The following is a 26335-nucleotide window of genomic DNA, read 5'->3' as shown; positions in this document are numbered from 1 at the left end:
CAATTTCGCTCCAGTTCCGGCCTTCATCCGTTGACGCGAAAACGGATCCCGAATTGGTGCCGAAATAGACGCCCGGCTGCGGATGCGTGTCCGTCGCCATGGCTTGCCTCAGCACGGTGAAAAAGCAATTTTCCGCTGGAAGTCCAGCCTGTTGCGCGGACCAGCTCATCCCGCCATCGGTGGATCGCCAGAACGCGGCCACCCCGTCCAGGGGATACCGCCCGGCGCTGTCGCCGTTCAGCGGAAAGGTCCAGACCATGTCCGGGTCATGCGGATTGACCGCGATCGGGAAGCCGAATGTCGAGGGCAGGCCGGCGGTGATGGTCTGCCAGCTGCGCGCGCCGTCAAGGCTGCGATAGACCCCGTGATGGTTTTGCTGGTAGAGGCGGAACCCGTCGCCCGCGCGCACCAGCTGCATGTTGTGGATGCAGCTGCCGATCTCGGTGTCGCTGCCCGCCGCCGGATGATCCGACGGCACGGAAGCTGCGCTGTTGTCGCGCCGGACTCGCCGGTCCCAGGTCTGCCCGCCGTCCTCGGTGGCAAACACGCCCGCTGCTGAAATGCCGATCCAGAGCCGTTCGGGGTCATCCGGATGCGGCACGATCGTGTGCAGGGTCAGCCCCGCGGCACCGGGCTGCCACGCGTCGCGGTCGGGAAATTCGGCGAGTCCCACAAAGCGGGTCCAGGTCTGCCCGTCATCATCGCTTTGATACAGGTTGGCAGGCTTGCTACCCGCATAAAGCCGCCCATGAGCATGGCACAGCGACCAGATCGCGTCGATTTCGCCGTCGAACGTGCCATCCGGGCCTGGCGCAAGGCCGAAGATCGCGGCTTCGTCCGGAGCGTTGCGCGCCCAGGCGTCCATTTCGCCATTGGCGAGCTTGGTCAGGGTCCAGGTCTCTCCGCCGTCGGCCGAAGCCCAGACCCCGGCGCCGGTCCACGCGCCGCCGCCACCGGCCCAGATCCTGCCGCGAGATGCATCACCCGCCGCGTGATTGATCGGCCAGAGATTGCAGAGCGGGCCTTGCGTGGTCCAGCCGTCCCGGTCGGGCGTGCTGCGCAACAGAAACAGGCCCTTGGTGGTTCCGACAAGCAGCGTGGTCGAGACGGGCATCACACTTGGCTCCGAAAGGTCGCCCGACCATAGCACGTTTATCGCAAACGCAATTCGGATTTCGCGTCGAACAGGTACATGTGGTCGTGATCGACGATCAGGTCGACTGTCTCGCCATCCGATGACCGGTGATCGCCCCGCTCTTCGACGATGATCTTTTCGCCGTCCGGGCCGATCAGGTGCGCATAGGACACGCCGCCCAGGCTTTCGGTCAGGTCGACGCGATGGGATGATCCCGGCTTGAGGCCCAGATGTTCCGGCCGCAATCCGATCAGGACGGATTGGCCATCCTGCGCCGATTTGGTGGCCGCCACCGGGTGGGTCAGCCCGTCCGACACGACCTCACCCGCCCGCACGGTGCCGCGCACGAAATTCATCGACGGCGATCCGATGAACCCGGCGACAAACCGGTTGTCCGGGTCGCGATAAAGCTCCATCGGGGCGCCGACCTGTTCGATGCGGCCCGCGCGCAGCACGACGATCTTGTCGGCCAGCGTCATCGCCTCGACCTGGTCATGGGTCACGTAGATCATCGTGGCGCCGATTTCCTTGTGCAGCCGCGCGATCTCGACCCGCATCTCGACCCGCAATTCCGCATCGAGATTGGACAGCGGTTCGTCGAACAGGAACACCTCGGGTCCGCGCACGATGGCGCGGCCGATGGCAACGCGCTGGCGTTGACCGCCGGACAGGGCCTTGGGCTTGCGCTTGAGATACTCGTCAAGCTTGAGGATGCGGCTGGCCTCGGCGACCTTGGACTTGATCTCTGAGGACGGGTGGCCGGTCATCTTGAGCCCGAACCCCATGTTTTCCTCGACCGTCATGTGCGGGTAAAGCGCGTAGGTCTGGAACACCATCGACACGCCCCGGTCCGAAGGATCGAGCCGCGTCACGTCGCGGCTGCCGATGCGGATCGCGCCTTCGGTGGTTTCCTCGAGCCCCGCAACCATGCGCAACAACGTGGACTTGCCGCAGCCGGACGGGCCCACGAAAACGCAGAATTCCCCATCTTCGACGTCAAGGTCGATGCCGTGGATGACCTGCGTCTGGCCGTACCGCTTGATGACGGACTCAAGTGTCACTCCGGACATGGGGTGCTCCTTCGTTTTGTGCTGTGGGGACCGGTGATGCCGACTGCGGGAAGAGCCAGCTTTCCACGTCCCGGGCGATTGCGCGGGCCGCCTGTTGCAGGCGCGGCCCCAACCTGCTCAGGGTTTCCAGGTCGGTGCGCCGCGTGGTGCCCGTCACCGACAGCGCGCCCAGCGGTCGGGCATGGCTGTTGAGGATGGGTGCGGCGACGCAGACGATGCCTGTTTCATGTTCCTCGCGATCAAAGCTCAGCCCATCGGCCCGGATCTCGGCCAGTTCGGCCTTCAGGGCGTCAGCGGTTCCATGCGTCGCGGCGGTAAAGCGGTGCCAGCTTTGCTGGGCGAGGGCGGTCTGCAATTCGGTCTCCGGCAGGAAGGCCAGCATCGCCTTGCCGACCCCGGTGCAATAGGCCGGACCGACCTTGCCCGCCTGGCTGAACATCTCGACCGGATCGCGCGCGTTGCGCTTGTCGACGTAAAGCACCTGCGCATGATCAAGCTGCGCAAGGTGCACGGTCTCGCCGGTCTCGGCGCTCAGCGCGTCGATATGGGGCCGCGCCACCGGAGCCAGAGAAGATTGCGCCCAGGCCGCATGGGCCAGCCGCACCAGCCGCAATCCGGGTGTATAGGTCTGCCGTTCGGGATCATATTGCAGCATGCCCTGGTTTGTCAGGGTCTGCACGAACCGGTAGAGCGTTGCCTTGGGCATGTCCGAGGTCGCAAGCACTTCGCCAAAGCGCACAGGCCGCCCGTAAGACGCAATCCGGTCCAGCACGGCAAGGGCCTTGCCCACGGTTCCGTCGTTTCGTTCGACCACGCTCATGTCCGCGATATCCTCCCCTAACCGCGGGTCGCGTCCCGTCGGCTGTTGACAAGCATAGGCGAGTCGCTGTTATGATTTCAATATGCAAAACAAGGTTTCAAATAATGAAACCATCTTGCACCAGATTTGGGAGCATAAGGGAGGATACCATGCGTTCCACATTGAAAGCGTCGGCTCTGGCGCTGACGGCGGCCCTTGCCGCCTCATCCGCATTTGCACAAGACAGCGCCCTCAGCGGCGACCTGAAGATTTTCCTCGACACGTCGAACCCGGCGCCGCGCGCCACGATGGAAGCGATGATCGACCGCTTCGGCGAGATGCACCCGGAACTGAACATCGAAACCACGGTGATCGACCGCGAAGCCTACAAGACGCAGATCCGCAACTTCCTGACCGCCGACGCGCCGGACGTGGCGACCTGGTATGCCGCAAACCGGATGCGTCCCTATGTCGAGGCGGGTCTCTTCGAAGACGTGTCCGACCTTTGGGAAGAGCCCGCGATCGCCGACAATCTGGAATCGACCAGGGGCGCGATGACCATCGACGGCAAGCAGTGGGGCGTCCCCTATACCTATTACCAGTGGGGCATCTACTATCGTAAAGACCTGTATGATCAGTACGGCCTGACCGAGCCAGAGACGTTCGAGGAAATGAAGTCCAACTGCCAGACGCTTCTGGACAATGGCGTCAAGTGCTACACCATCGGCACCAAGTTCCTCTGGACCGCGGGCGGCTGGTTCGATTACCTGAACTTGCGCACGCATGGCTATGATTTCCATATGGAAATGGCCGCAGGCGAGGTGCCGTGGACCGATGACCGCGTGCGCCAGACCTTCGCCAACTGGCGCGAGCTGATCGACATGGGGGCCTATGTCGACAACCACCAGAACTACTCCTGGCAAGAGGCGCTGCCCTTCATGGTGAACGGTGATGCCGCCGCGTATCTCATGGGCAACTTCGCCGTGGCGCCGCTGCGCGAAGCGGGTCTGAGCGACGATCAGCTTGATTTCTACCAGTTCCCGGCCATCAACCCGGATGTCGAACTGGCCGAAGACGCGCCGACCGACACGTTCCACATCCCGGCCAATGCCGACAACAAGGAAGCCGCCCGCGAATTCCTGCGCTTCGTGGTGTCTGCAGAGCAGCAGACCATCATCAACAACGGCGAAAACCTGGGCCAGCTTCCGGTGAACGCGTCGGCGTCGATCGACGATGACAAGTTCCTCGAACAGGGCTTCGAGATGCTGTCCTCCAACAGCCCCGGCGGCGTGGCGCAGTTCTTCGACCGCGATTTCCCGGCGGAAATGGCGGCCGAGGCAATGCAGGGCTTCCAGGAATTCATGGTGTTCCCGGACAACCTCGACGACATCCTCGCCCGTCTCGAACAGGTACGCGAACGCGTCTACAACTAAGCGACGGGGTGCGTGGGATCACGCACCCTCCGCCGGAAAGGCAAGGTGCTTGCGTGCACCTTGCCCATCGGCCCATCCGCAAGCCGCCCCCCGGTTTCCGCGTGGCCCGTTTGGAGGAGACCCGACCATGACCGTCACAGCCTTGCCGGATACAGAGCCGCCCAGACGCGGCTGGTACAAGCGCAACGAGATCGCGGTGACGCCGTGGCTGTTCCTTGCCCCCGCCATCCTGTTCTTTGCGGTCTATGTCATCATCCCGATCTTCCAGAGCTTCTCGATCTCGCTTTACGACTGGGACGGTCTGGGGCAGGCGGAGTATATCGGGCTTGGCAACTACGCCGAACTGATGAACGACCGCGCCTTCGAGGTGTCGCTCTGGAACAACCTCAAATGGCTGGTCTGCTATCTGCTGGCGATCCCGGCGGGCCTGTTCATCGCGCTGTTCCTGAACCAGACGGTGACGGGCATCCGCATCTACAAGTCGCTGTTCTTCTTTCCCTTCGTTCTGAGCCAGGTCGTCGTCGGCCTTGTCTTTGCATGGTTCTACCTGCCGAACGAAGGGTTGTTGTCCAACATGCTGGCTCTGGTCGGCCTTGGTCCCGTGAACGTGCTGGGCGATCCAAAGCTGGCGACCTATGGCATCATCCTTGCCGGGCTTTGGCCGCAAACCGCCTATTGCATGATCCTCTACCTCACGGGTCTCAACGCCGTGGACCCTGAACAGGTCGAGGCGGCGCGGCTGGACGGGGCCAAGGGTTGGCGGATGCTCTGGTACGTGATCGTGCCCCAACTCAAACCCGCCACCTTCATCGCCTTCGTCGTCACGATCATCGGCGCGTTGCGGTCTTTTGACCTCATCTCGATCATGACCAATGGCGGCCCGTTCGGGCAGACCCGCGTGCTGTCCTTCTACATGTTCGAAAAGGCCCTGTCGGAATACGGCTTCCGCATGGGATACGGCGCGGCGATTGCAGTGGTGCTGTTCCTCATCATGTTGTGTTTCATCGCCTATTTCCTCTGGTCGATGTACCGCGAAGAGAAGGGGCACTGAGCATGTGGTATCTGACGGGAGCCTCCGGCGGGAGTTTATCTGGCAAGATGAAGAGCAGGCTGCGGCATCATGACGAGGGGGCGGCCTGATGTTCCCCCGTCCCATCCAGCAGGCCAGCGCGTCTGCGCAGACCGCCTACAAGACGATGCTGCCCATCGCGCTGATCCTGTGGCTCTTGCCGCTGATCGCGGTGGCCATCTTTTCGATCAAGCCAGCCACCGATTTCACCCAGGGCAATTACTGGGGTGTGCCGGGGTCGTTCGAGCTGTTCAACAATTACGGGCAAGTGTTCTTCAATTCGGACATGCCGCGTTACATGCTGAACTCGGTGCTGATCACCGTGCCCACGGTGATCGGCGCGGTGGCGCTGTCGGCGATGGCGGGCTTTGCGTTGGGTGTCTACAATTTCCGGTCGAACATCTGGGTCTTCTTCATGTTCGTCGCGGGCAATTTCGTGCCGTTCCAGATCCTCATGGTGCCGGTGCGCGACCTGACGCTGGACCTTGGGCTGTACAATACCAAGACCGGGCTGGTGCTGTTCCACATCGCGTTCCAGACCGGGTTCTGCACGCTTTTCATGCGCAACTTCATCCGCGCGCTGCCCTTTCCGCTGATCGAGGCGGCGCGGGTCGAAGGCGTTGCGGAATGGCGGATCTTCTGGTTCGTTGTGCTGCCGCTGATGAAGCCTGCTTTGGCCGCATTGGCCGTGCTGATCTTCACCTTCATCTGGAACGATTATTTCTGGGCCATCGTTCTGACCCAGGGTCCGGATGCGCAGCCGGTCACCGCGGGCATCACCAGCTTCAACGCGCAATACCGCGCCGCCTATCATCTGATGAGCGCGGGCAGCATCGTCGCGGCCCTGCCGCCGGTGCTGATGTTCTTCCTCATGCAGAAACACTTTATCGCGGGCCTCACGCTGGGCGCGGTGAAATAGGGACCAAAGACCATGACACGTATCGCCTTTATCGGCGCAGGATCGACGATCTTCATGAAGAACATCGTCGGCGACGTTCTCCACTTCCCGGCACTCAAAGGGGCCACCTTTGCGCTGATGGACATCAACGAGCAGCGGCTTGAGGAATCGGCGCTGGTGGCGCGCAAGCTGATTGCGGCGTCGGGTCAGGATGCAAAGGTGGAAACTACTACGGACCAGCGGCGCGCGTTGGCGGGGGCTGATTTTGTCGTGACCGCGTTCCAGATCGGCGGCTACGAGCCGTCGACCGTGATCGATTTCGACATCCCCAGGCAATACGGGCTGCGCCAGACCATCGGGGATACGCTGGGGGTCGGCGGGATCATGCGCGGATTGCGCACCGTGCCGCATCTGTGGCGTGTCGCCGCTGACATGGCCGACCTGTGCCCGAACGCCATCCTGCTGCAATATGTCAACCCGATGGCGATCAACACTTGGGCGCTTGCGGAACGGTTTCCGCATGTGAAGCAGGTTGGCCTCTGCCATTCGGTGCAGAACACGGTGCAGGAACTGGCGCATGATCTGGACCTGCCCAAGGACGAGATTCGCTACCGCGTGGCCGGTGTGAACCATGTGGCGTTCTTTCTGGACCTGTCGCACAGGGGCAAATCGCTTTATCCGGCGTTGCGCGAAGGCTATCGGACCGGCAACCTGCCCAAACCGCCGCTTCTCATGCCGCGCTGTGCCAACAAGGTCCGCTACGAGGTGATGGACCATCTGGGCTATTTCTGCACCGAAAGCTCGGAACATCTGGCGGAATACGTGCCGTGGTTCATCAAGTCGGGGCGCGACGACCTGATCGAGATGTTCAGCGTGCCGCTTGATGAATATCCCAAGCGCTGTGTCGAACAGATGGCCGATTGGGCGGATCAGGCGAAAACCTATCGCACCGCTGACCAGATCGACTTTGCCAAGAGCCACGAATTCGCGGCCGAGATCATGAACGCCATGGTCACCAATCAGCCCTACACGATCTACGGCAACCTGCCGAACCGGGGACAGGCGCCGCAACTGCCGATGGGGGCTGCGGTCGAGGTGCCCTGCCTGGTCGATGCGGGCGGCGTGCAACCCACCGTCGTGGGTGACATCCCGCCGCAACTGGTGGCGCTCATGCGGACGCAGATCAACGTGCAGGAGCTTGTTGTCCGCGCCCTGGTGGACGAGGACGTAGAACATGTCTACCACGCCGCCATGATGGATCCGCACACCGCCGCAGAACTGGATCTTCGCCAGATCCGCAGCCTTGTCACCGATCTTCTGGCTGCGCATGGTGACATGCTTCCCGATTTTGCCCGACTGAAAAAGGCCGCCTGATGACTGCAGAACACGAACCGTCCCGACCTCGACACTTCGGAGGTGCTGCATGACCGATTGGCTAGCAGTCGATTGGGGCACGTCCCACCTGCGCGTCTGGGGCATGTCGCGCGCGGGTGCGGTGAAATTCCGCAAGACCAGCGATGCCGGAATGGGCACCCTGACGCGGGACGGGTTCGAGCCGGCGCTGCTTGACCTTGTCGGTGATACGCTTGGAACCGGAACATCCCCTGTGATCGTCTGCGGCATGGCGGGATCACGCCAAGGCTGGGCCGAGGCGAAATACATGGCCGCGCCCTGTGCGCCTCCGGGCATCGACCGCGCCACATATGTGCCGACACGCGATGCGCGCCTGTCGATCCACATCCTGCCCGGCGTCAAGCAGACCACCCCGGCGGACGTGATGCGCGGCGAGGAAACCCAGATCGCGGGCTTTCTGTCGCTGAACCCGAAATTCGACGGCATCATCTGCCTGCCCGGCACCCATACCAAATGGGCCCATATCAGCGCGGGTGAAATCGTCAGCTTCCGCACCTTCATGACCGGCGAGATGTTCGCGCTCTTGTCGCAGCAATCGGTCCTGCGCCACACGGCGGCCGGAGACGGCTGGGATGCAGAAGCGTTTGCCGAGGCCGTGTCGACGGGCATGTCCAACCCCGCCGACCTTGCCGCGCGGCTTTTCTCGATACGGGCCGAGGGCTTGCTGAACGATCTTCACGCGGCTCAGGCCCGCGCGCGTCTGTCCGGCCTTCTGATTGGTGCGGAACTCGCCGCCGCGCGGCCATATTGGTTGGGGCAGCATGTGGCACTGATTGGCGACGACAAGCTGTGCAAGGCCTATTCCGATGCACTGGGCGCCCAAGGCTTGCCGGTCGAGCGCACCGACGCCGAGCGCATGACCCTCGAAGGGCTCAAAGCGGCCTATGCGCGCCTCAAGGAAAGCGCCCAATGACGCCCCGCAAGATCATCGCCATCCTGCGCGGCATCACCCCGATCGAGGCCGTACCGATCTCCGAAGCCCTGATCGACGCAGGCATCACCGCCATCGAGGTGCCGCTGAATTCGCCCGATCCCTTCACGTCGATCAAGATGATGGTTGATGCGTTCGGCCAGTCCGCCCTGATTGGCGCCGGCACCGTCCTGACCCCCGACGACGTGCAGCGCCTGCACCAGATCGGGGCCGGAATGGTGGTGTCACCTGACTGCAATCCGCGCGTGATCGTGGCGACCAAGCAACTGGGCATGCAAAGCTTTCCGGGCGTGATGACGCCCACGGAATGCTTCACCGCGCTGCGCAACGGCGCGGACGGGCTGAAGCTGTTTCCCGGCTCGCTGATCGGCCCCGAAGGCCTCATGGCGATCCGGGCGGTGCTGCCCGCAGACACCCAGACCTACGCCGTGGGCGGGGCCAGTGCCGACAATTTCGCCGACTGGTTCGCAGCGGGTGTGGACGGGTTCGGCATCGGATCGGCGCTTTACAAGCCGGGTTTCACGATAGACGACATCACAGCCCGCGCGACCGAGATTGTCGCGGCCTATGACGAAGGAATATCCTGATGGCCCAAATCTTTAGCTCCACGATCTGTACCCTTGGCGAAGGCCCGCTCTGGCACCCCGAGGAACAGGTGCTTTACTGGTTCGATATCCTCGGCAAACGGCTTTACCGCAGCGACGGGACAACCGAGCAAAGCTGGGATTTCGACGAACATGTCTCTGCCGCCGGATGGGTCGACACCGGCGTGTTGCTGATCGCCAGCGAAACGTCGCTGTCCAAGTTCGACACGCGCACCGGTGAAAGCACCTTTGTGCATCCGCTTGAATCCGACAACCCGAACACGCGCTCGAACGATGGCCGTGCCGACCCGTGGGGCGGGTTCTGGATCGGCACGATGGGCAAGAACGCCGAACCCGGCGCGGGCGCGATCTATCGTTACTACGACGGCACGCTGACCAGGCTGTTCGACAACATCACCATATCCAACGCGATCTGTTTCGCCCCGGACGGCACACACGCGTTCTACACCGACACGCAAAAACGCAAGATCCTGCGCGTGGCACTGGGCGAGGACGGGTTTCCCGCTGCAAAGCCCGACCTGTTCGTCGATCTGAGCGCCGAGGGTCTCAATCCCGATGGTGCTGTGGTGGACGCGAGCGGCAATCTGTGGGTCGCGCAATGGGGCGCGTCGCGCGTTGCCTGCTATGGCCCCGATGGCGCATCCCTGCGCGCGGTCGATGTGCCTGCTCGGCAGCCCAGTTGTCCTTCGTTCGGCGGCCTGGACTTGTCAATCCTTTACATCACTTCCGCGACAGAAGGACTTGATCCTGCTGGAGAAAACGACGGAATGACCTTTGCCGCACCCTCTGGTGCAACTGGACAGAAAGAGCACCGGGTGATCCTGTGAAACGTACGCTTGGCACCTGCTATTACCCGGAACACTGGCCCCGCGAGATCTGGGAGGAAGACGCCGCCCGCATGGCCGCTTTGGGCCTCACATGGGTGCGGATCGGCGAATTCGCATGGTCCCGGATCGAACCGTCGCCGGGTGATTTCCGCTGGGATTGGCTGGACGAGGCGATCGATGTGCTGGGCGCGGAAGGCCTCAAGGTCGTGCTGGGCACCCCGACTGCGACTCCACCGCGCTGGGTCTGCGACAAGCACCCCGACATGTTCGCGGTCGATGCACAGGGCCGTCCGCGTGGCTTCGGATCGCGGCGGCACTATTGCTTCAGCCACGAGGGCTATCTTGATGAATGCCGCCGGATCGTCACCGAAGTGGCCGAACGCTACGGCCGGAACCCGCATGTCGCGGCGTGGCAGACCGACAACGAATATGGCTGCCACGACACGATCCTGTCCTATTCCAACGCCGCGCGTCAGGCCTTTCGCGGCTGGCTGCGCGCGCGCTATCCGGGGCAGGGCAATGATGGCGATATCGACGCGCTGAACGCGGCCTGGGGCAACGTGTTCTGGTCGATGGAATATGACCATTTCGACCAGATCGACCTGCCCAACCTGACCGTGACCGAACCCAACCCGGCGCATGCACAGGCGTTCCGGCGGTTTTCGTCGGATCAGGTGGTCGCCTTCAACCGCGCGCAGGTCGACATCATCCGCCAGCATTCCGACGCGCCGATTTCACACAATTACATGGGCCGCGAGATCAATTTCGACCATTTCGCGGTGGGCGAAGACCTCGAGATCGCGACATGGGACAGCTATCCGCTGGGCTTCTTGGAAGACCGTGTCGGGGCCACACCCGAAGAGCAACGGCACTATGCCCGCCAAGGCGACCCGGATTTTCAGGCGTTTCATCACGACCTCTACCGCGCGGTGGGCAAGGGGCGCTGGTGGGTGATGGAGCAACAGCCCGGCCCGGTGAATTGGGCGCCATACAACCCCGCGCCGCTGCCCGGCATGGTGCGCCTCTGGACATGGGAGGCGTTTGCCCATGGGGCCGAAGCCGTGTGTTACTTCCGCTGGCGGCAGGCGCCCTTTGCGCAGGAGCAGCTGCATGCAGGCCTTCTGCGCCCTGACAGCGTGATCGCGCCCGGCTATGTCGAGGCCGAACAGGTTGCTGCAGAACTGGCCGATGCGCCCGATGTATCGCCTGCCCAAGCCCCGGTCGCGATGATCTTCGATTACGACGCGGCGTGGTCTTGGGACGTGCAGCCGCAGGGGCAGGGCGTGGACTACCTGGGTCTTGTCTTCGACCTCTACCGCGCCTTCCGTCGGGAGGGTGTGACGCTGGACATCCTGCCGCCGACACAGCGCGATTTCAGCGGCTACCGGATCGTTGCGGCACCGGGCATGATGGTCATGCCGGAAGACCTCAGATCAGCCCTGTCGAACAGCGGGGCGCAGGTGCTGATCGGTCCGCGATCTGCCGCCCGAAACGAAGATTTCAACATCCCGGTCCCCTTGCCGCCGAACTGGCCGGGCCTGGACGTGACGGTGTCGCGTCTCGAAACCCTGCGCCCGGACATGCCGATCCCGGTCGACGGCGGCGGGCACGTGAAGAACTGGTTCGAACATCTTGAAGGTGCAGCGGAAATTACGTTTGAAGCCGAAGCGGGCATGCCGGTTGCGATGCGCTCCGGCAGCGTCACCTATTGCGGCGGCTGGGGTGATGACGGGTTTTTCGATCGTCTGGCCAAAGACCTCTGCGCCCGAGCCGAAGTCGAGACGATGCATCTGCCCACCGGCGTCCGGACGAGGGACACTGCAACGGAACGGTTCTGGTTCAATCACAACCCGCATGAGGTTGAAATCGCGGGGAAAACCCTTGGCCCTGCTGGTGTTTTGCGACAGCAAAAAGCCTAACCCATAAGCTCTGACAGATGCGCGGCTGATCCCGACAGGGCGGCATAGTCGTCATCGACAAGGTGCACGGGGAACTGTTCCATGAAGTCGGAAAACCGCCCCTTGTCGAAGAACGCGTCGCGAAAGCCCAGCCGTTCGAGATGCGGTCCGAAATGGCGGGCGACGCCTCCACAGAGGTAGATCCCGCCGAAGGGCAGATGCACCAGCGCAAGGTTGCCTGCCGCGCGACCCATCATGCGGATGAACACGCGCGCGGCTTCTTCGGCGACCTTGCTCGACCCGTCATTGACCGCCTGCATGATCCCGCCGGCATCCAGCGGCGCATCGACGGCCGCCTCGTCACACAGCCATTCGTAGACCCGTTCGAATCCGCGGCCCGACAACACATCCTCGAACCCCGGTGTGCCGTGCTTGCGCGCGATCCAGTCGAGCAGGCGCAGCTCGTCGGCATTCTGCGCGGGCAGGGACACGTGACCGGCCTCGGAGGGCGGCACCAGCGTGCGATCGTCCAGACGATAGACCGCTGCGGCGTTCATCCCGGTGCCGATCCCGATGACAAGCCGGGCCGCATGTGCACTGGCGGGCTGACCCGGCAGGATGGTCTGCACCACGTCGGGTGTCAGGTGGTCGAGCGCGTGGCCCTGCGCCTGCAGGTCGTTCAGCACGGCCACGGTCTTGGCACCGGTCGCCTCGGCCACCAGGGCGCGATCGACGGTCCAGTTGAGATTGGTCAATTCGCCGACCCCGTTCAGCACGGGCCCCGCCATCGCGACACAGGCGGCGTCGGGCACGCCGCCCTGTTCCGCCAGATAGGCGCGCAGCACCGAGACCAGATCGGCGTGATCGGCATTGCGGAACCGCTTGATCGTATCGGTGCGCACAGCGGTTCCATCGGTCAGCGCAACACGGGTGTTGGTGCCGCCCAGATCGGCGACCAAGGCGGTCAGGGGGGAAGGTGTGGTCATGTCAGATCCCGGTCAGCGCGGATTTGAGCGCGTGATAGGAGGATTTGGGCGTGCGGTCCAGAGTGTCGAAATCCACATGCACGAGGCCGAAGCGTTTCTCGTAGCCCAGAGCCCATTCGTAATTGTCCATCAGCGACCAGATGAAATAGCCCTTTACCGGTGCGCCATCGGCCATCGCGCGCTGCACCGCAGCGACATGACTGTCGAGATAGGCGATGCGGTCGGGGTCAGCCACCGCACCGTTTTCGATCACGTCCGGCGAGGCCATGCCGTTCTCGGTCACGTAAAGCGGCAGGTCGCCGGTATAGTCGCGCGCGGTGCGGGTCAGGAAGTTGTAAAGCCCGTCGGGGTAAATCTCCCAGTCCATGAAGGTCTTGGGCAGCGGGCCTTCGACCTCGTGATGGCTGGGCCACGGCCCGTCGTTCGGCGCGATGATCTTGCGGGTGTAATAGTTGATCCCGCACCAGTCGAGCGGGCTTTGGATCACGCCGAAATCATCCTGCCAGTCTTTTGGCATATGCGGCCCGAGCCCTTCCATCACGTTCTCAGGGTACTGGCCCTTGAACACGCCGGACATGAAGAAATGATTGTAATACCCGTCATAAAGCGCCGCGGCCTGTTGCGCGGGCTCGGACTCGTCCACCGGGGTGGCCCATTCCATGTTGAACACGCCGCCAAGGTTGCCCATCCCCAGCCCGCGCATCACCTGGATGGCCGTGCCATGCGCCTTGAGCACGTGATGCATCGCATGCGCCGTCGCGCGGATGTCGCGCAGGCCGGGCGCGTGATGGCCCAGGAAATGCGACAGCCATCCGACGCACCACGGCTCGTTGATCGGGGCCACCGAATGCATCCGGTCGCCGATGCGCCCCATGATGACCTCGGTGAATTCGCCGAACCATTTGGGCATGTCCGGATTGCGCCAACCCCCAAGATCGGCCAGCGCCACGGGCAGTTCCCAGTGATAAAGCGTGGCGCAGGGTTTCAGCCCGCGCTCCAGCATCGCGTCGGTCAGGCGGTCGTAGAAATCCAGCCCCTCTGCGTTGGGCGTGCCGCGCCCTTCGGGCAACACCCGCGCCCAGCTTGTCGAAAAGCGGTATGCGTCCAGACCCGCCGCCTTGACCAGACCGAGATCCGCCTCGAAGCGGTGATAATGGTCGCAGGCGCGGTCGCCGTTTTCGGCGCGCACCACGTTGCCGGGGGTGGCGGCGAACGTGTCCCAATGGGTCTTGCCCGCGCCGCCAAAGGCGTGGCCTTCGATCTGGTAGCTGGACGTGGCGGTACCAAAAAGGAAATCGTCAGGGAAATCCTGCCGTTTGAACGTCAACATTCGGGATGTCCTTTAGTTTGAGGCAGGTCCGGTGGACCGGCCAATGATAAGTTCAGCTTCGAGCAGGCGCGTCTTTGGGGCATTTATGGGAACGGCAATCAACGACAGAAGCATGTCAGCCGCCTGGCGCCCCGCATAGCGCACCGAGGATCGAAGCGCGGTGAAGATCGGCACGTCGTCGCCGTTTTCGAGATAGCTCAGCGCGTCGTCATAGGTGATGATCGACACGTCGCGGGCCAGAACGAGTCCGGCATCGTGGATCGCGCGCCGCACGCCGATGGCGATGATGATGGACGAACAGACGATGGCCGTGGGCCGCGTGCTGCGGGCCAGCATTTCGCGGGTGGCACGGTAGCCATACACCTCGGTCATCTCGTCGCTGCGCATCAGGCTGGCATCCACGGACATGCCATTGTTGCGCAGCGCGGTTTCATAGCCCTTGCGACGCCGGAAGGCGAAATCCATGTGCTCGAGCCCGTTGAGCAGCGCGATCCGCCGATGCCCCAGTTCGATCAGGAACTGAGTGCCCCGCTCGAACGCCCCGCGGTTGTTCACGTCAATCCAGGAATAGGGCAGGTTCACATCGGTCGACCGACCGTGCACCACGAATGGCAGGCCGATGCGCGACAGCAGGGAAATACGGACGTCGTTGATCGCCGGGCCGTGCACGATCATCCCGTCCACCGTGCCGCGCGCCTTTATGTCGTGATATGCGCGGGCCTCTTCCTGGTCCGGCACCAGGGTCAGCATCATGTCATAGCCAGCATGGGCATAGCTCTCGCCGGCCCCGGCGATGAAATCGCCGAAGACCGGGTTCACCATTTCATGCTGGCTCGACACCGGGATCACGTGACCGATCGCCAGCGCGCGCCCCGTGGCCAGACCCTTGGCCCGCACGTTGGGGCGATAGTTCAGCTCCTGCGCGGCTTTCAGGACGCGGCTGCGGGTGTTCTCGTTGACCTCGGGATAGCCGTTCAGCGCACGGCTGACCGTGGTCTGGGACAGGTTGAGATGTTCCGACAGTTGCTTGAGGTTCACGGTTCCGCCCAAAGCGCTTTGAATGACGGGTCAACTTAGCCACAAAAGCCAAAGCGATTAAAGCCCCAATACGAATTTCAAAATGCTGCAAAGCAGCAATATTTATGGGGTTTTCTGCAATTGCACTGGATTGACAGAGTGTCGCAAATCGGTGACGTTTGCACATCCAAAGCGCTTTGGAGTGATTCCGGGGCGGGGGATTTGTAAAGCGCTAACATTTGCGCAACCTGGGAGGTAATTCATGAAGAAGACGCTCACGTCGAGTGTGGCCATCGCTGCGCTATATGCCAGCGCCGCCGCCGCCGAAGATATCACCGTGTTCGGACCCTGGCTTGGCCCCGACCAGGCGATGGTGGAAGAAGTGCTGAACGACTTCGCCGAAAAGTCCGGCCACAATGTCAGCTATGTCGGCTCCGACAGCTTCGAGCAGCAGATCGTCGTCGATGCCGAAGCGGGCTCTGCGCCGAACGTGGCAGTGTTCCCGCAGCCCGGTCTTGCCTCCGACATGGCCGCGCGCGGGTTCCTCACACCACTCAATGACGGCACCGCCGATTGGGTGCGCGAAAACTATGCCGCCGGCGAGTCCTGGGTCGATCTGGGCACCTATGCCGGGCCGGATGGCGAGGAGGACCTGTACGGCTTTTTCTACAAGGTCGACGTGAAATCGCTGGTCTGGTTCTCGCCCGAGAACTTCGAGGACGCCGGTTACGAGGTTCCCGAGACGATGGAAGAGCTGAAGGCGCTGACCGATCAGATCGTGGCCGATGGCGAAACGCCCTGGTGCATCGGTCTGGGGTCGGGTGGCGCGACCGGCTGGCCCGCGACCGATTGGGTCGAGGACATGATGCTGCGCACCCAGCCCCCCGAAGTCTATGACCAGTGGGTGAGCAACGAAATTCCGTTCGACGATCCGCGCGTCGTCGCCGCGATCGAGGAGTTCGGCGCGTTCGCGCGAAATGACGAATACGTGGCCGGCGGGTCCGGCGCGGTCGCCTCGACCGATTTCCGCGACAGCCCCAAGGGCCTCTTCGATGCGCCGCCGCAATGCTACCTGCACCGCCAGGCGTCGTTCATCCCGGCCTTCTTCCCGGAAGGCACCGAAGTCGGTCTGGATGCCGATTTCTTCTATTTCCCGGCCTACGAGGAAAAGGATCTCGGCGCTCCGGTCCTGGGGGCGGGCACGCTTTGGGCGATCACCAACGAGAACCAGGCCGCGCATGATTTGATCGCCTATCTCCAGACGCCCGAGGCGCATGAAATCTGGATGGCGAATGGCGGCTTCCTGACACCGCATACCGGTGTGGACAGCTCCCAGTTTGTCGATGCGCCGACCGCCAAGATGAACGGCATCCTGCTCGATGCCACGACGTTCCGGTTCGATGCGTCCGACCTGATGCCGGGCGGCGTCGGGGCCGGTTCGTTCTGGACCGGTATGGTCGATTACGCCGGTGGCGCGGATGCAGGCGAAGTCGCCAGCGACATCCAGGACAGCTGGGAGTCGCTGAAGTAAGCGCCCTTTGCAAAAACGCAGGACTGCGCGGGCAATCGCGCAGTCCGCACCTCTGAAGCTGCAAAGCCAAAATCCCGTACAAGGGGACCGCCAGTGGCACACACTGGATCAGCAAACATTTTGGGAGGGACAGCATGAATCCCGCGATACAAGGTCTGTTGACCATTGCCATCGGCGTTGGTGGATGTCTGAGCTATTTCTACTTTTCCAACCAGTTTCTGGACAAGGTGCTTTTCCCGGCCAAGGGCCCGAATGCCGGCAAGAACATCAACCGCGCCAATCTTGTGCGCCCGTGGCTGTTCCTGCTGCCCGCGATCTTCGCGCTTGGGCTTTACCTCGCCTACCCGGTGATCGAGACGATCCGCCTGTCGCTGACCGAACGGCAGACCATGCCGGATGGCACCACCGTGTACAATTTCGTCGGCCTGGCCAATTACAGCCAGATGGCGTCGGAACCGAAATTCTGGGAAGCGATGCGCAACAACATGCTGTGGCTGATCGTGGTGCCGGCGCTGTCCACCGCCTTCGGCCTTCTGGCCGCGCAGCTGACCGACCGGATCTCCTGGGGCAATATCGCCAAGTCGCTGATCTTCATGCCGATGGCGATCTCCTTCGTGGGGGCGGCGGTGATCTGGAAGCTGGTCTACGACGCGCGCCCGCCCGGCACCGAACAGATCGGCGTGCTGAACGCGATCTACACCTGGATGACCGGCAACGACCCGCAGCAATGGCTGACCATCCCGCTCTGGAACAGCTTTCTGCTGATGATCGTGCTGATCTGGATCCAGACCGGCTTTGCCATGGTGATCCTCAGTGCCGCCCTGCGCGGCATCCCGGAAGAAACCATCGAGGCGGCCATCGTCGACGGGGCCAACCCGTTTCAGATCTTCTTCAAGATCAAGATGCCGCAGATCGCGGGCACCATCGTGGTGGTCTGGACGACGATCACACTGGTGGTTCTCAAGATCTTCGACATCGTCTTCGCGATGACCAACGGCCAGTGGGAAACCCAGGTTCTGGCCAATTACATGTTCGACAAGCTGTTCCGCGCCAATGACTGGGGTGTCGGTTCGGCCAGCGCCATCGTGATCATGTTGCTGGTGACGCCGATCCTTGTCTGGAACGTGCGCAACGCGCGCAAGGAAATGCGCTGATGCTCCCGGCTGGCAAAGCGGTGGAGCAAGAAAAGGATCGGACCAATGGATAATATCGCAGGAACCAAATCCTCGCTCACATGGGCGGTTCACATCTCGGTTGTCGTGCTGGTGGCGCTGTGGCTGTTCCCGACGGTGGGGCTTTTCGTGTCCTCCTTCCGCACGGCGGACCAGATTTCCAGCTCTGGATGGTGGAACGCGTTGTTTCCGACCGAACAAAGCCTGACCCTGCGCACCGCGAGCCCCGAAGAGCAGGTGCTGGTCGACGGTGTGTACGTGATCGAGGGCAACCTCTTCGCAGGTGAAGGCCTGTCGGACGAGATCGACATGTCCTCTTGGGGCACGTCCTCGCGCGATATCGGCGCCTATGCGCCCGGCGACACCGCCGAGTTGCGCGACGGCGAACAGATCACGGTTCAGGCCAATGGCAATTACCGGTTGCAGAGCCCGGTGGAAATGGAGGGCGGCCGAGGCCAGCGGATCTTCGTCACTGCCGAACTGCCACCCGATTTCACGCTGGCGAACTACCAGCAGGTGCTGTTTTCCGGCGATCGGACCGACAGTATGACCAAGGCGTTCTTCAACACGCTGACGGTGACGATCCCGGCGACGATCATTCCCATCGTGGTTGCGGCCTTTGCCGCCTATGCCCTGGCCTGGATGGATTTCGCGGGCAGGGCGCTCTTGATCGCGATGGTGGTCGGGCTTCTGGTGGTGCCGTTGCAACTGGCGCTGATTCCGCTGCTCAAGCTGCATCTCGGCATCGGTATCGGAAAGGGGTATCTGGGCACCTGGTTGGCCCATACCGGCTTCGGGTTACCTCTGGCGATCTACCTCTTGCGAAACTACATGGTCGGGTTGCCACGCGACATCATCGAGAACGCCCGTGTCGATGGCGCGACCGAGTTCCAGATCTTCGTCAAGATCATCCTGCCGCTGTCCTTTCCAGCGCTTGCCAGCTTCGCGATCTTCCAGTTCCTCTGGACATGGAACGATCTGCTGGTCGCCAAGGTCTTCCTGATCGACGCGACAGGGCAGACGACGGTGATGACAAACCAGATCGTCGAGCTACTGGGCACTCGGGGCGGCAATTGGGAAATCCTCGCCACGGCGGCCTTCGTGTCGATCGCGGTGCCGCTCCTGGTGTTCTTCGCGATGCAGAAATACCTGGTGCGCGGTCTTCTGGCCGGCTCCGTCAAATAAGCGGTTCCGCCATCGCGCGGGGCCAAGTCTCGAAACGCATCCGGAACTTCGGAATGCAAGGAAAACAGGACGATGAACGTGGCAAACACTCTGGCCGCCGAAAATACAGCCGTGGACGATGACTGGTGGCGCGGGGCGGTGATCTACCAGATCTATCCGCGCAGCTTCCAGGACAGCAATGGCGACGGGATCGGGGATCTTCTGGGGATCGCGCACCGGTTGCCCTACGTGTCCTCTCTGGGGGTCGATGCAATCTGGATCAGCCCCTTCTTCACCTCGCCGATGAAGGATTTCGGCTATGACGTCAGCGCCTATTGCGACGTCGACCCGATGTTCGGATCCTTGGCCGATTTCGATGTCCTGGTGCAGACGGCGCACCGGCTGGGCATTCGCGTGATGATCGACCTGGTGCTGTCGCACACCTCGGACCAGCACCCCTGGTTCATCGAAAGCCGCGCCGACCGGACCAATTCCAGGGCCGATTGGTATGTCTGGTCCGATCCCAGGGAGGATGGCACGCCGCCCAACAACTGGCTGTCGATCTTCGGCGGGCCGGCGTGGCAATGGGATGCGCGGCGTGAACAATATTACCTGCACAACTTCCTGACCTCGCAGCCCGATCTGAATTTCCACAACCCCGAGGTTCAGGAAGCGCTGCTCGACGTGACGCGGTTCTGGCTCGACCGTGGCGTTGACGGGTTTCGGCTCGACACCATCAACTTCTATTTCCATGACAAGGATCTGCGCAGCAATCCGGGCCTGCCCAAGGCACAGCGGAACGCGAATATCGCGCCGTCGGTGAACCCCTATAATCACCAGGAGCACCTCTATTCCAAGAACCAGCCCGAGAATATCGCGTTCCTCGAACGGTTCCGGGCGCTGCTGGACGAATACCACGGCACCACCTCGGTCGGCGAGGTGGGCGACGCGCAGCGCGGACTCGAGATCATGGGCGAATATACCCGTGGCGAAAACCGCATCCACATGTGCTATGCGTTCGAGTTCCTGTCCGGGGTGGAACCCACCGCCGACCGCTTTGTCGAAGTGCTGGCGCAGGTCGACGAAGTCGCCTCGGACGGCTGGGCCTGCTGGGCCTTTTCGAACCATGACGTGACCCGCCACGTGACCCGGTGGAACCTGTCACCGGCGGCACAGCGCCTGTTCGTCACGTTGATGATGTGCCTGCGCGGATCGGTCTGTCTTTACCAGGGCGAAGAACTGGGCCTGCCGGAAGCCGAGGTGGGCTTCGAGGATCTGCAGGATCCTTACGGCATTGAATTCTGGCCCGAATACAAGGGCCGCGACGGCTGCCGCACGCCGATGGTCTGGGAAGCGTCGAACCAGAACGGAGACTTCACCACCGGCCAGCCCTGGCTGCCGGTCAGCCACGACCACCTGCACCGCACCGTCGCGCAGCAGGAAGACGACCCGGCCGCGATCCTGCACCATTACCGCCGCGCCATCGCGTTCCGCCACGCCCAGCCCGCGCTGGCCAAAGGCGATCACGACGGGGTCAGGAACTCGGGCAGCATCGTCCATTTCACGCGCAGCTTCGAAGGCTCGACCATCTTCTGCGCCTTCAACCTGAGCGAAGATCCCGCGACTATGGCGATGCCGAAGGGCAACTGGGCGCAGATCGGTCTGGAACTGGGGAGCGCCGGACCGCAAGCTGACGGGAAACTGCATCTGGGCCCGTGGCAGCCATGCCTCGCGCTTAAAATGACATCCTGAGCAATCGGGACAAGGGAGGGACAGACATGGCCAATTTGAAACTGACGGATGTCGAAAAGACCTATGCAGGCGCGGTCAACGTGCTCAACGACATCAATCTCGACATCCGGCAGGGCGAGCTGATCGTGTTTGTCGGCCCCTCCGGCTGTGGCAAGTCCACTTTGCTGCGGATGATCGCCGGACTGGAAAAGATCACCGGCGGCACGCTGGAAATCGACGGCCAGGTGGTCAACGACATGCCGCCTGCAATGCGCGGCATCGCCATGGTGTTCCAGTCCTACGCGCTCTACCCGCACATGACGGTGCGCGAGAACATGCAGTTCGCGCTCAAGATCGCCAAGAAGCCGCAATCCGAGATCGACGCGGCGGTGGACCGGGCGGCCAAGATGCTGCAACTCGATCCATATCTCGACCGGCTGCCCAAGGCCCTGTCCGGCGGGCAGCGGCAGCGCGTGGCGATCGGCCGGTCCATCGTGCGCGATCCCAAGGTCTATCTCTTCGACGAACCGCTTTCCAACCTCGACGCCGCCCTGCGGGTGGCCACCCGGATCGAGATCGCGCAGCTGAAAGAACAGATGCCCGACTCCACGATGATCTATGTGACCCACGACCAGGTCGAGGCAATGACGCTGGCCACCCGGATCGTCGTGCTGGCCAACAAGGGCGTGGCCCAGGTCGGGCCACCGCTCGAGCTTTATGAACGACCCAACAGCGAATTCGTGGCCCAGTTCATCGGATCGCCTTCTATGAACCTGCTGCCCGGCGAAATCACCGGAACCGGCCAGCAGACCACCATCAAGATGAAGAACGGCGGCGTGGCGGTTTCGGATTACCCGAGCACCGAGGCCGATATGGGCCAGGCCGTCAATGTCGGCGTCCGTCCCGAGGATTTCCTTGAAACCGATGGCGATTACATCTTCGACGGCAAGGTCAACATCACCGAGGCGCTGGGCGAGGTGACCTTGCTCTATTTCGAATCGCAAGGCGGCGCGGACCCGGTGATCGGCAAGCTTCCGGGCATCCATGCCGATCTGCGCGGCAAGAACGTGAAGCTGGGCGCGACACCGGACAAGGTGCACGTCTTCCACAACGGAACGTCACTGCTGTATCGCTGAAGCCGATAAAACCGGGTTGGCGTTGGGCCAGCCCGGCTTTCGAACGATTCTGGAGGGTCAGGGACGCTGACCCGGCCTGGTCAAGCTGCCTTGGTCTTTTTCCCGGACTTGGCGCTCTTGCCTTTTTCAGGCGATTTCTTCTTGGCCGACTTTTTCTTGCCACCGGCCGTCTTGGCGGCCGCATCGGCCTTTTTCTTCTTGTCTTTCTTCTTCTTGTCCGTCTTGGCCTTGGCCGTTGTTTTCGGGTCCTCGGCCTTTGCCTTGCCCTTCGTCTTTGCCTTATCCTTCGCTTTGGCAGACTTGGCTTTGGCAGACTTGGATTTTGATTTGGCAGACTTGGCCTTGGTCTTCTTCCCGGGCTTTTCCGCCTTTTTCTTCTTCTTGGACACCGTGTCGGATGCGTCCTCCACAGCCTCGGGCGTTTCTGCCGGGGTGTCGGCGGCCGGAACAGCCAGGACGACAACCGTCCTGTCCTGGGCCTCTGGCCGGTCTGCCCGAGCGGGCATGTCGCTCTGCGGTGCAGGCGTGGCCGAGGGGGCCGTCGCGGCAGGTTCGGCGGCGATGTCCTGCCAGGCGGCGGCACGCAGGGCTGACACACCGGGAATGGCGGTCAGGGTGGCAAGGTCGGCCTCGGCCAATGCCTTGCGGTCAGTGATACCTGCGGCCTCGAGCCGCTTGGCCAGCGCCGGTCCGATGCCGTGAATGTCGGTTAGACGAGTCATAGTGTGATGGTCCCCTCGGAATAGGTTCAGGCCGCTTTCTTCAGCGCCTTCTTTGCGCTTTTCAGCTTCTTTTCCTGCCGCGCCACCTTGGCCTTGCGGCTTTTTACTTCAGCTTTGAGGCTCTTGATGTTCGATTTCTTCGCCATGATGTCAGTCCTTTTTGTCAGTCTTCGGTTTTTCGGTTTCATGCTCTTTCAGGAAGCCGCGAATAAAGCGCCGGATCTCGCGCGCCGCACTTGTGTCAAGTGCGTCGCAAAGATCGACAAAGGCGTCCCGGTCATCCTTCGCGATGCGAATGATCAACTGGCTGTCCTTGCGCTGCTTCTTTGGCTTTTCGGCTTTTCCCACGAGGGCGATCTCCTGTCAGAGCAGATGAACGTTACGACAAAGTAATTACAATGTATATACATTTTTTGACGCTGTGCGCCGTGTTCGGAATTCTGGTGATGCGCGTCTGCCCTGTTCGCCGGGTCAGTGCGCCCTCAAGATGAAAGCGTTCCATATTTGTTCCCATTTTTGGATTGGCGAAACGGCCTTGGACCCCTATGTGTTAACCAAGCGTATCTGGGGGCAACATGGCCGAGTTGAAGAACATCGAAGTGCGCGGCGCGCGCGAGCACAATCTCAAGAATATCGACGTGGATATCCCGCGGGATCAGCTTGTGGTGATCACCGGCCTGTCCGGGTCGGGCAAGTCGTCGCTGGCCTTCGATACGATCTATGCCGAAGGGCAGCGTCGCTACGTGGAATCGCTGTCCGCCTATGCGCGGCAGTTCCTCGACATGATGGAAAAGCCCGATGTCGATCACATCTCCGGCCTGTCTCCGGCGATCTCGATCGAGCAGAAGACCACGTCGAAAAACCCGCGCTCCACAGTCGGCACCGTGACCGAGATCTACGACTACATGCGCCTTCTGTTCGCGCGTGTCGGCACACCCTACAGCCCCGCCACCGGCCTGCCCATCGAGGCGCAGCAGGTGCAGGACATGGTCGACCGCGTGATGGCGATGGAGGAGGGTACGCGCGCCTATCTGCTCGCGCCCATCGTGCGCGACCGCAAAGGCGAATACCGCAAGGAATTCCTCGAATTGCGCAAGCAGGGTTTCCAGCGGGTCAAGGTGGACGGGCAGTTCTACGAGCTGGACGAACCGCCGACGCTCGACAAGAAATTCCGCCACGACATCGACGTGGTGGTAGACCGCCTGGTGGTGAAGGAAGGTCTGGAAACCCGCCTTGCCGACAGTTTCCGAACCGCGCTCGACCTGGCGGACGGCATCGCGATCCTTGAAACCGCGCCCAGCGAGGGTGAGCCGGAACGGCACACGTTCTCGGAAAAATTCGCCTGCCCGGTCAGTGGCTTCACCATTTCCGAAATCGAGCCGCGCCTGTTTTCCTTCAACGCACCGTTCGGGGCCTGCCCGGAGTGTGACGGTCTCGGGGTCGAACTGTTCTTCGATCCCAACCTCGTGGTGCCCGACACGACGCTCAAGATCTCCGACGGGGCGCTGGCGCCGTGGCGCAAGGGCAAGTCGCCCTATTTCCTGCAAACCATCGAAGCGCTGGCGAAACATTACGAATTCGACAAGAACGCCCGCTGGAAGGATCTCGACCCGCATGTCCAGCAGGTCTTTCTCTATGGTTCGGGCGACGAGGAAATTTCCTTCCGCTACGACGAGGGCGGTCGCGTCTACCAGGTGACGCGGACCTTCGAAGGCGTGATCCCCAACATGGAACGCCGCTACCGCGAGACCGATTCCAACTGGATTCGCGAGGAATTCGAACGCTTCCAGAACAACCGCTCCTGCGGCACCTGCGGCGGCTACCGCCTGCGGGAAGAGGCGTTGGCGGTCAGGATCGGTCCGTCGAAAGGCGATGCGGGCCAGCGGCTTCATGTCGGCCAGGTCGTCCAGATGTCGATCAAGGACGCGTTCGACTGGTGCAACACGGTGCCCGAACACCTGACCAACCAGAAGAACGAGATCGCCCGCGCGATCCTCAAGGAAATCCGCGAACGGCTTGGCTTCCTGAACAATGTGGGCCTCGAATACCTGACCCTGTCGCGCAATGCGGGCACCTTGTCGGGCGGCGAAAGCCAGCGCATCCGCCTTGCCAGCCAGATCGGTTCGGGCCTGACCGGCGTGCTCTACGTGCTCGACGAGCCGTCCATCGGGCTGCACCAGCGCGACAATGACCGCTTGCTTGGGACGTTGAAATCCCTGCGAGATCAGGGCAATACCGTGATCGTGGTCGAGCATGACGAAGAGGCGATCCGCGAAGCGGACTACGTCTTCGATATCGGTCCCGGTGCCGGGGTGCATGGCGGGCAGGTGGTCGCGAAAGGCACGCCGCAAGAGGTCGCCGACGATCCGGCCTCCCTGACCGGGCAATACCTGAGCGGCACGCGCGAAATCGCCGTGCCCGCGGAACGGCGCAAGGGCAAGAAAGGCAAGTCGATCAAGGTGGTCAAGGCGTCGGGCAACAACCTGCAGAACGTCACGGCCGAATTCCCGCTGGGCAAGTTCGTCTGCGTCACCGGGGTGTCGGGCGGCGGCAAGTCCACCCTGACGATCGAAACCCTGTTCAAGACCGCCTCCATGCGCCTGAACGGGGCCCGTCAGACTCCCGCACCTTGCGAGACGATCAAGGGGCTGGAACATCTGGACAAGGTGATCGACATTGACCAGCGGCCCATTGGCCGGACGCCGCGCTCGAACCCGGCGACGTATACCGGCGCCTTCACCCCGATCCGCGACTGGTTCGCCGGGCTGCCCGAGGCCAAGACGCGCGGCTACAAGCCGGGCCGGTTCAGCTTCAACGTCAAGGGCGGGCGCTGCGAGGCGTGCCAAGGCGACGGTGTCATCAAGATCGAGATGCATTTCCTGCCGGATGTCTATGTCACCTGCGAGACCTGCAAGGGCGCGCGGTACAATCGCGAGACCTTGGAAATCAAGTTCAAAGGCAAGAGCATAGCCGACGTTCTTGACATGACGGTTGAAGATGCACAGGAGTTCTTCAAGGCGGTGCCCAGCATCCGGGAAAAGATGGATGCGCTGGTCCGTGTCGGGCTGGGCTATATCAAGGTGGGCCAGCAGGCGACCACCCTGTCGGGCGGCGAAGCGCAGCGCGTGAAGCTGTCGAAAGAGCTGGCCAAACGGTCGACCGGTCGCACGCTCTACATTCTGGACGAACCGACAACTGGCTTGCATTTCGAGGACGTACGCAAGCTTCTTGAAGTGTTGCATGAACTCGTGGAGCAGGGCAATTCGGTCATCGTGATCGAACACAATCTCGATGTGATCAAGACCGCCGACTGGCTCATCGACATCGGCCCCGAGGGCGGCGATGGCGGCGGCCAGATCGTGGCGACCGGCACGCCGGAACAGGTGGCCGAAGTCGCGGCCTCGCATACCGGTCGCTATCTCAAGCCGATGCTGTCCGCGCGGAAACCGCTGGCGGCCGAATGACCAC

The 26335-nt window shown here is 62.3% G+C and carries 22 protein-coding genes; 14 read left to right on the top strand and 8 right to left on the bottom strand.

Annotated elements, in window-relative coordinates; genetic code table 11:
* The 3 genes from LCF60_RS08105 to LCF60_RS08095 all read right to left on the bottom strand — a co-directional run.
* Positions 1 to 1114, bottom strand: a 1114-nt coding sequence (locus LCF60_RS08105) for an exo-alpha-sialidase (protein ID WP_292290987.1), incomplete at its 3' end; no start/stop codon positions are given.
* A 38-nt stretch (positions 1115 to 1152) separates the two neighbouring features.
* Positions 1153 to 2205: a sn-glycerol-3-phosphate ABC transporter ATP-binding protein UgpC gene (gene ugpC, locus LCF60_RS08100; RefSeq protein WP_292290985.1), complete on the bottom strand. Its 1053-nt coding sequence runs from the start codon at positions 2203 to 2205 to the stop codon at positions 1153 to 1155.
* The gene (locus LCF60_RS08095) at positions 2186 to 3025 is read right to left on the bottom strand and encodes an IclR family transcriptional regulator (protein ID WP_292290984.1); all 840 of its coding nucleotides are present in this window, start codon (positions 3023 to 3025) and stop codon (positions 2186 to 2188) included. Before LCF60_RS08095 ends, ugpC (LCF60_RS08100) begins: the two co-directional genes overlap by 20 nt.
* Before the next feature lie 149 nt (positions 3026 to 3174).
* Between LCF60_RS08095 and LCF60_RS08090 the strand changes: the two genes are divergently transcribed.
* The 8 genes from LCF60_RS08090 to LCF60_RS08055 all read left to right on the top strand — a co-directional run bounded on the left by LCF60_RS08090 (position 3175) and on the right by LCF60_RS08055 (position 12099).
* Positions 3175 to 4437 (top strand): ABC transporter substrate-binding protein, encoded by a 1263-nt coding sequence (locus LCF60_RS08090; protein WP_292290982.1) that lies wholly within the window; start codon positions 3175 to 3177, stop codon positions 4435 to 4437.
* Between the two features lie 127 nt (positions 4438 to 4564).
* Positions 4565 to 5488, top strand: coding sequence for a sugar ABC transporter permease (locus LCF60_RS08085; RefSeq protein ID WP_292290981.1), 924 nt, complete (start codon positions 4565 to 4567; stop codon positions 5486 to 5488).
* An 88-nt stretch (positions 5489 to 5576) separates the two neighbouring features.
* On the top strand, positions 5577 to 6425 hold the full coding sequence (locus LCF60_RS08080; RefSeq protein ID WP_292290980.1) for a carbohydrate ABC transporter permease: 849 nt from the start codon (positions 5577 to 5579) through the stop codon (positions 6423 to 6425).
* Positions 6426 to 6437: 12 nt separating this feature from the next.
* Positions 6438 to 7778, top strand: a complete 1341-nt coding sequence (locus LCF60_RS08075; protein ID WP_292290978.1) for an alpha-glucosidase/alpha-galactosidase — start codon at positions 6438 to 6440, stop codon at positions 7776 to 7778.
* Between the two features lie 49 nt (positions 7779 to 7827).
* Positions 7828 to 8730 carry a 2-dehydro-3-deoxygalactonokinase gene (locus LCF60_RS08070; protein ID WP_292290976.1) on the top strand — a complete coding sequence of 301 codons (903 nt, stop codon included), beginning with the start codon at positions 7828 to 7830 and terminating at the stop codon, positions 8728 to 8730.
* Positions 8727 to 9335, top strand: coding sequence for a 2-dehydro-3-deoxy-6-phosphogalactonate aldolase (locus tag LCF60_RS08065; protein WP_292290974.1), 609 nt, complete (start codon positions 8727 to 8729; stop codon positions 9333 to 9335). Before LCF60_RS08070 ends, LCF60_RS08065 begins: the two co-directional genes overlap by 4 nt.
* Complete coding sequence (locus LCF60_RS08060; RefSeq protein ID WP_292290973.1) at positions 9335 to 10180, top strand: SMP-30/gluconolactonase/LRE family protein; 846 nt, start codon at positions 9335 to 9337, stop codon at positions 10178 to 10180. The genes LCF60_RS08065 and LCF60_RS08060 overlap by 1 nt, the downstream gene beginning before the upstream one ends.
* Complete coding sequence (locus LCF60_RS08055; RefSeq protein WP_292290972.1) at positions 10177 to 12099, top strand: beta-galactosidase; 1923 nt, start codon at positions 10177 to 10179, stop codon at positions 12097 to 12099. Before LCF60_RS08060 ends, LCF60_RS08055 begins: the two co-directional genes overlap by 4 nt.
* On the opposite strand, the gene LCF60_RS08050 is transcribed toward LCF60_RS08055, so the two are convergent.
* The 3 genes from LCF60_RS08050 to LCF60_RS08040 are packed head-to-tail and all read right to left on the bottom strand — an operon-like array spanning position 12096 to position 15432.
* Positions 12096 to 13064 carry a glucokinase gene (locus tag LCF60_RS08050; RefSeq protein WP_292290970.1) on the bottom strand — a complete coding sequence of 323 codons (969 nt, stop codon included), beginning with the start codon at positions 13062 to 13064 and terminating at the stop codon, positions 12096 to 12098. The two genes, LCF60_RS08055 and LCF60_RS08050, sit on opposite strands and share 4 nt — an antisense overlap.
* 1 nt (position 13065) lies before the next feature.
* Positions 13066 to 14394, bottom strand: a complete 1329-nt coding sequence (locus tag LCF60_RS08045) for a GH1 family beta-glucosidase (protein WP_292290968.1) — start codon at positions 14392 to 14394, stop codon at positions 13066 to 13068.
* A 12-nt stretch (positions 14395 to 14406) separates the two neighbouring features.
* On the bottom strand, positions 14407 to 15432 hold the full coding sequence (locus tag LCF60_RS08040) for a substrate-binding domain-containing protein (RefSeq protein WP_292290967.1): 1026 nt from the start codon (positions 15430 to 15432) through the stop codon (positions 14407 to 14409).
* Positions 15433 to 15673: 241 nt separating this feature from the next.
* Here LCF60_RS08040 and LCF60_RS08035 point away from each other — a divergent pair, with 241 nt between their 5' ends.
* The 5 genes from LCF60_RS08035 (at position 15674) to ugpC (LCF60_RS08015) (ending at position 22145) form a co-directional block, all read left to right on the top strand.
* Positions 15674 to 16942: an ABC transporter substrate-binding protein gene (locus tag LCF60_RS08035; RefSeq protein ID WP_292290965.1), complete on the top strand. Its 1269-nt coding sequence runs from the start codon at positions 15674 to 15676 to the stop codon at positions 16940 to 16942.
* 134 nt (positions 16943 to 17076) lie between these two features.
* Positions 17077 to 18096 carry a sugar ABC transporter permease gene (locus tag LCF60_RS08030; protein ID WP_292290964.1) on the top strand — a complete coding sequence of 340 codons (1020 nt, stop codon included), beginning with the start codon at positions 17077 to 17079 and terminating at the stop codon, positions 18094 to 18096.
* A 45-nt stretch (positions 18097 to 18141) separates the two neighbouring features.
* Positions 18142 to 19299 (top strand): carbohydrate ABC transporter permease, encoded by a 1158-nt coding sequence (locus tag LCF60_RS08025; protein WP_292290963.1) that lies wholly within the window; start codon positions 18142 to 18144, stop codon positions 19297 to 19299.
* Positions 19300 to 19377: 78 nt separating this feature from the next.
* On the top strand, positions 19378 to 21030 hold the full coding sequence (locus LCF60_RS08020) for an alpha-glucosidase (protein ID WP_292290962.1): 1653 nt from the start codon (positions 19378 to 19380) through the stop codon (positions 21028 to 21030).
* 26 nt (positions 21031 to 21056) lie between these two features.
* Positions 21057 to 22145 carry a sn-glycerol-3-phosphate ABC transporter ATP-binding protein UgpC gene (ugpC, locus tag LCF60_RS08015; protein WP_292290961.1) on the top strand — a complete coding sequence of 363 codons (1089 nt, stop codon included), beginning with the start codon at positions 21057 to 21059 and terminating at the stop codon, positions 22143 to 22145.
* A gap of 80 nt (positions 22146 to 22225) precedes the next feature.
* On the opposite strand, the gene LCF60_RS08010 is transcribed toward ugpC (LCF60_RS08015), so the two are convergent.
* Both LCF60_RS08010 and LCF60_RS08005 read right to left on the bottom strand, forming a co-directional pair.
* Positions 22226 to 22867: a helix-hairpin-helix domain-containing protein gene (locus tag LCF60_RS08010; RefSeq protein ID WP_292290960.1), complete on the bottom strand. Its 642-nt coding sequence runs from the start codon at positions 22865 to 22867 to the stop codon at positions 22226 to 22228.
* Positions 22868 to 23017: 150 nt separating this feature from the next.
* Positions 23018 to 23215: a hypothetical protein gene (locus tag LCF60_RS08005; RefSeq protein ID WP_292290959.1), complete on the bottom strand. Its 198-nt coding sequence runs from the start codon at positions 23213 to 23215 to the stop codon at positions 23018 to 23020.
* Positions 23216 to 23442: 227 nt separating this feature from the next.
* Between LCF60_RS08005 and uvrA the strand changes: the two genes are divergently transcribed.
* Positions 23443 to 26331, top strand: a complete 2889-nt coding sequence (uvrA, locus tag LCF60_RS08000) for an excinuclease ABC subunit UvrA (protein WP_292290958.1) — start codon at positions 23443 to 23445, stop codon at positions 26329 to 26331.
* Positions 26332 to 26335 lie beyond the last annotated feature (4 nt).

The sequence above is a fragment of the Marivita sp. genome, from assembly GCF_020055635.1.
GTDB lineage: Bacteria > Pseudomonadota > Alphaproteobacteria > Rhodobacterales > Rhodobacteraceae > Marivita.
Note: the sequence above shows the minus strand (reverse complement) of the source record. Positions and strands in the feature narration are given on the sequence as shown.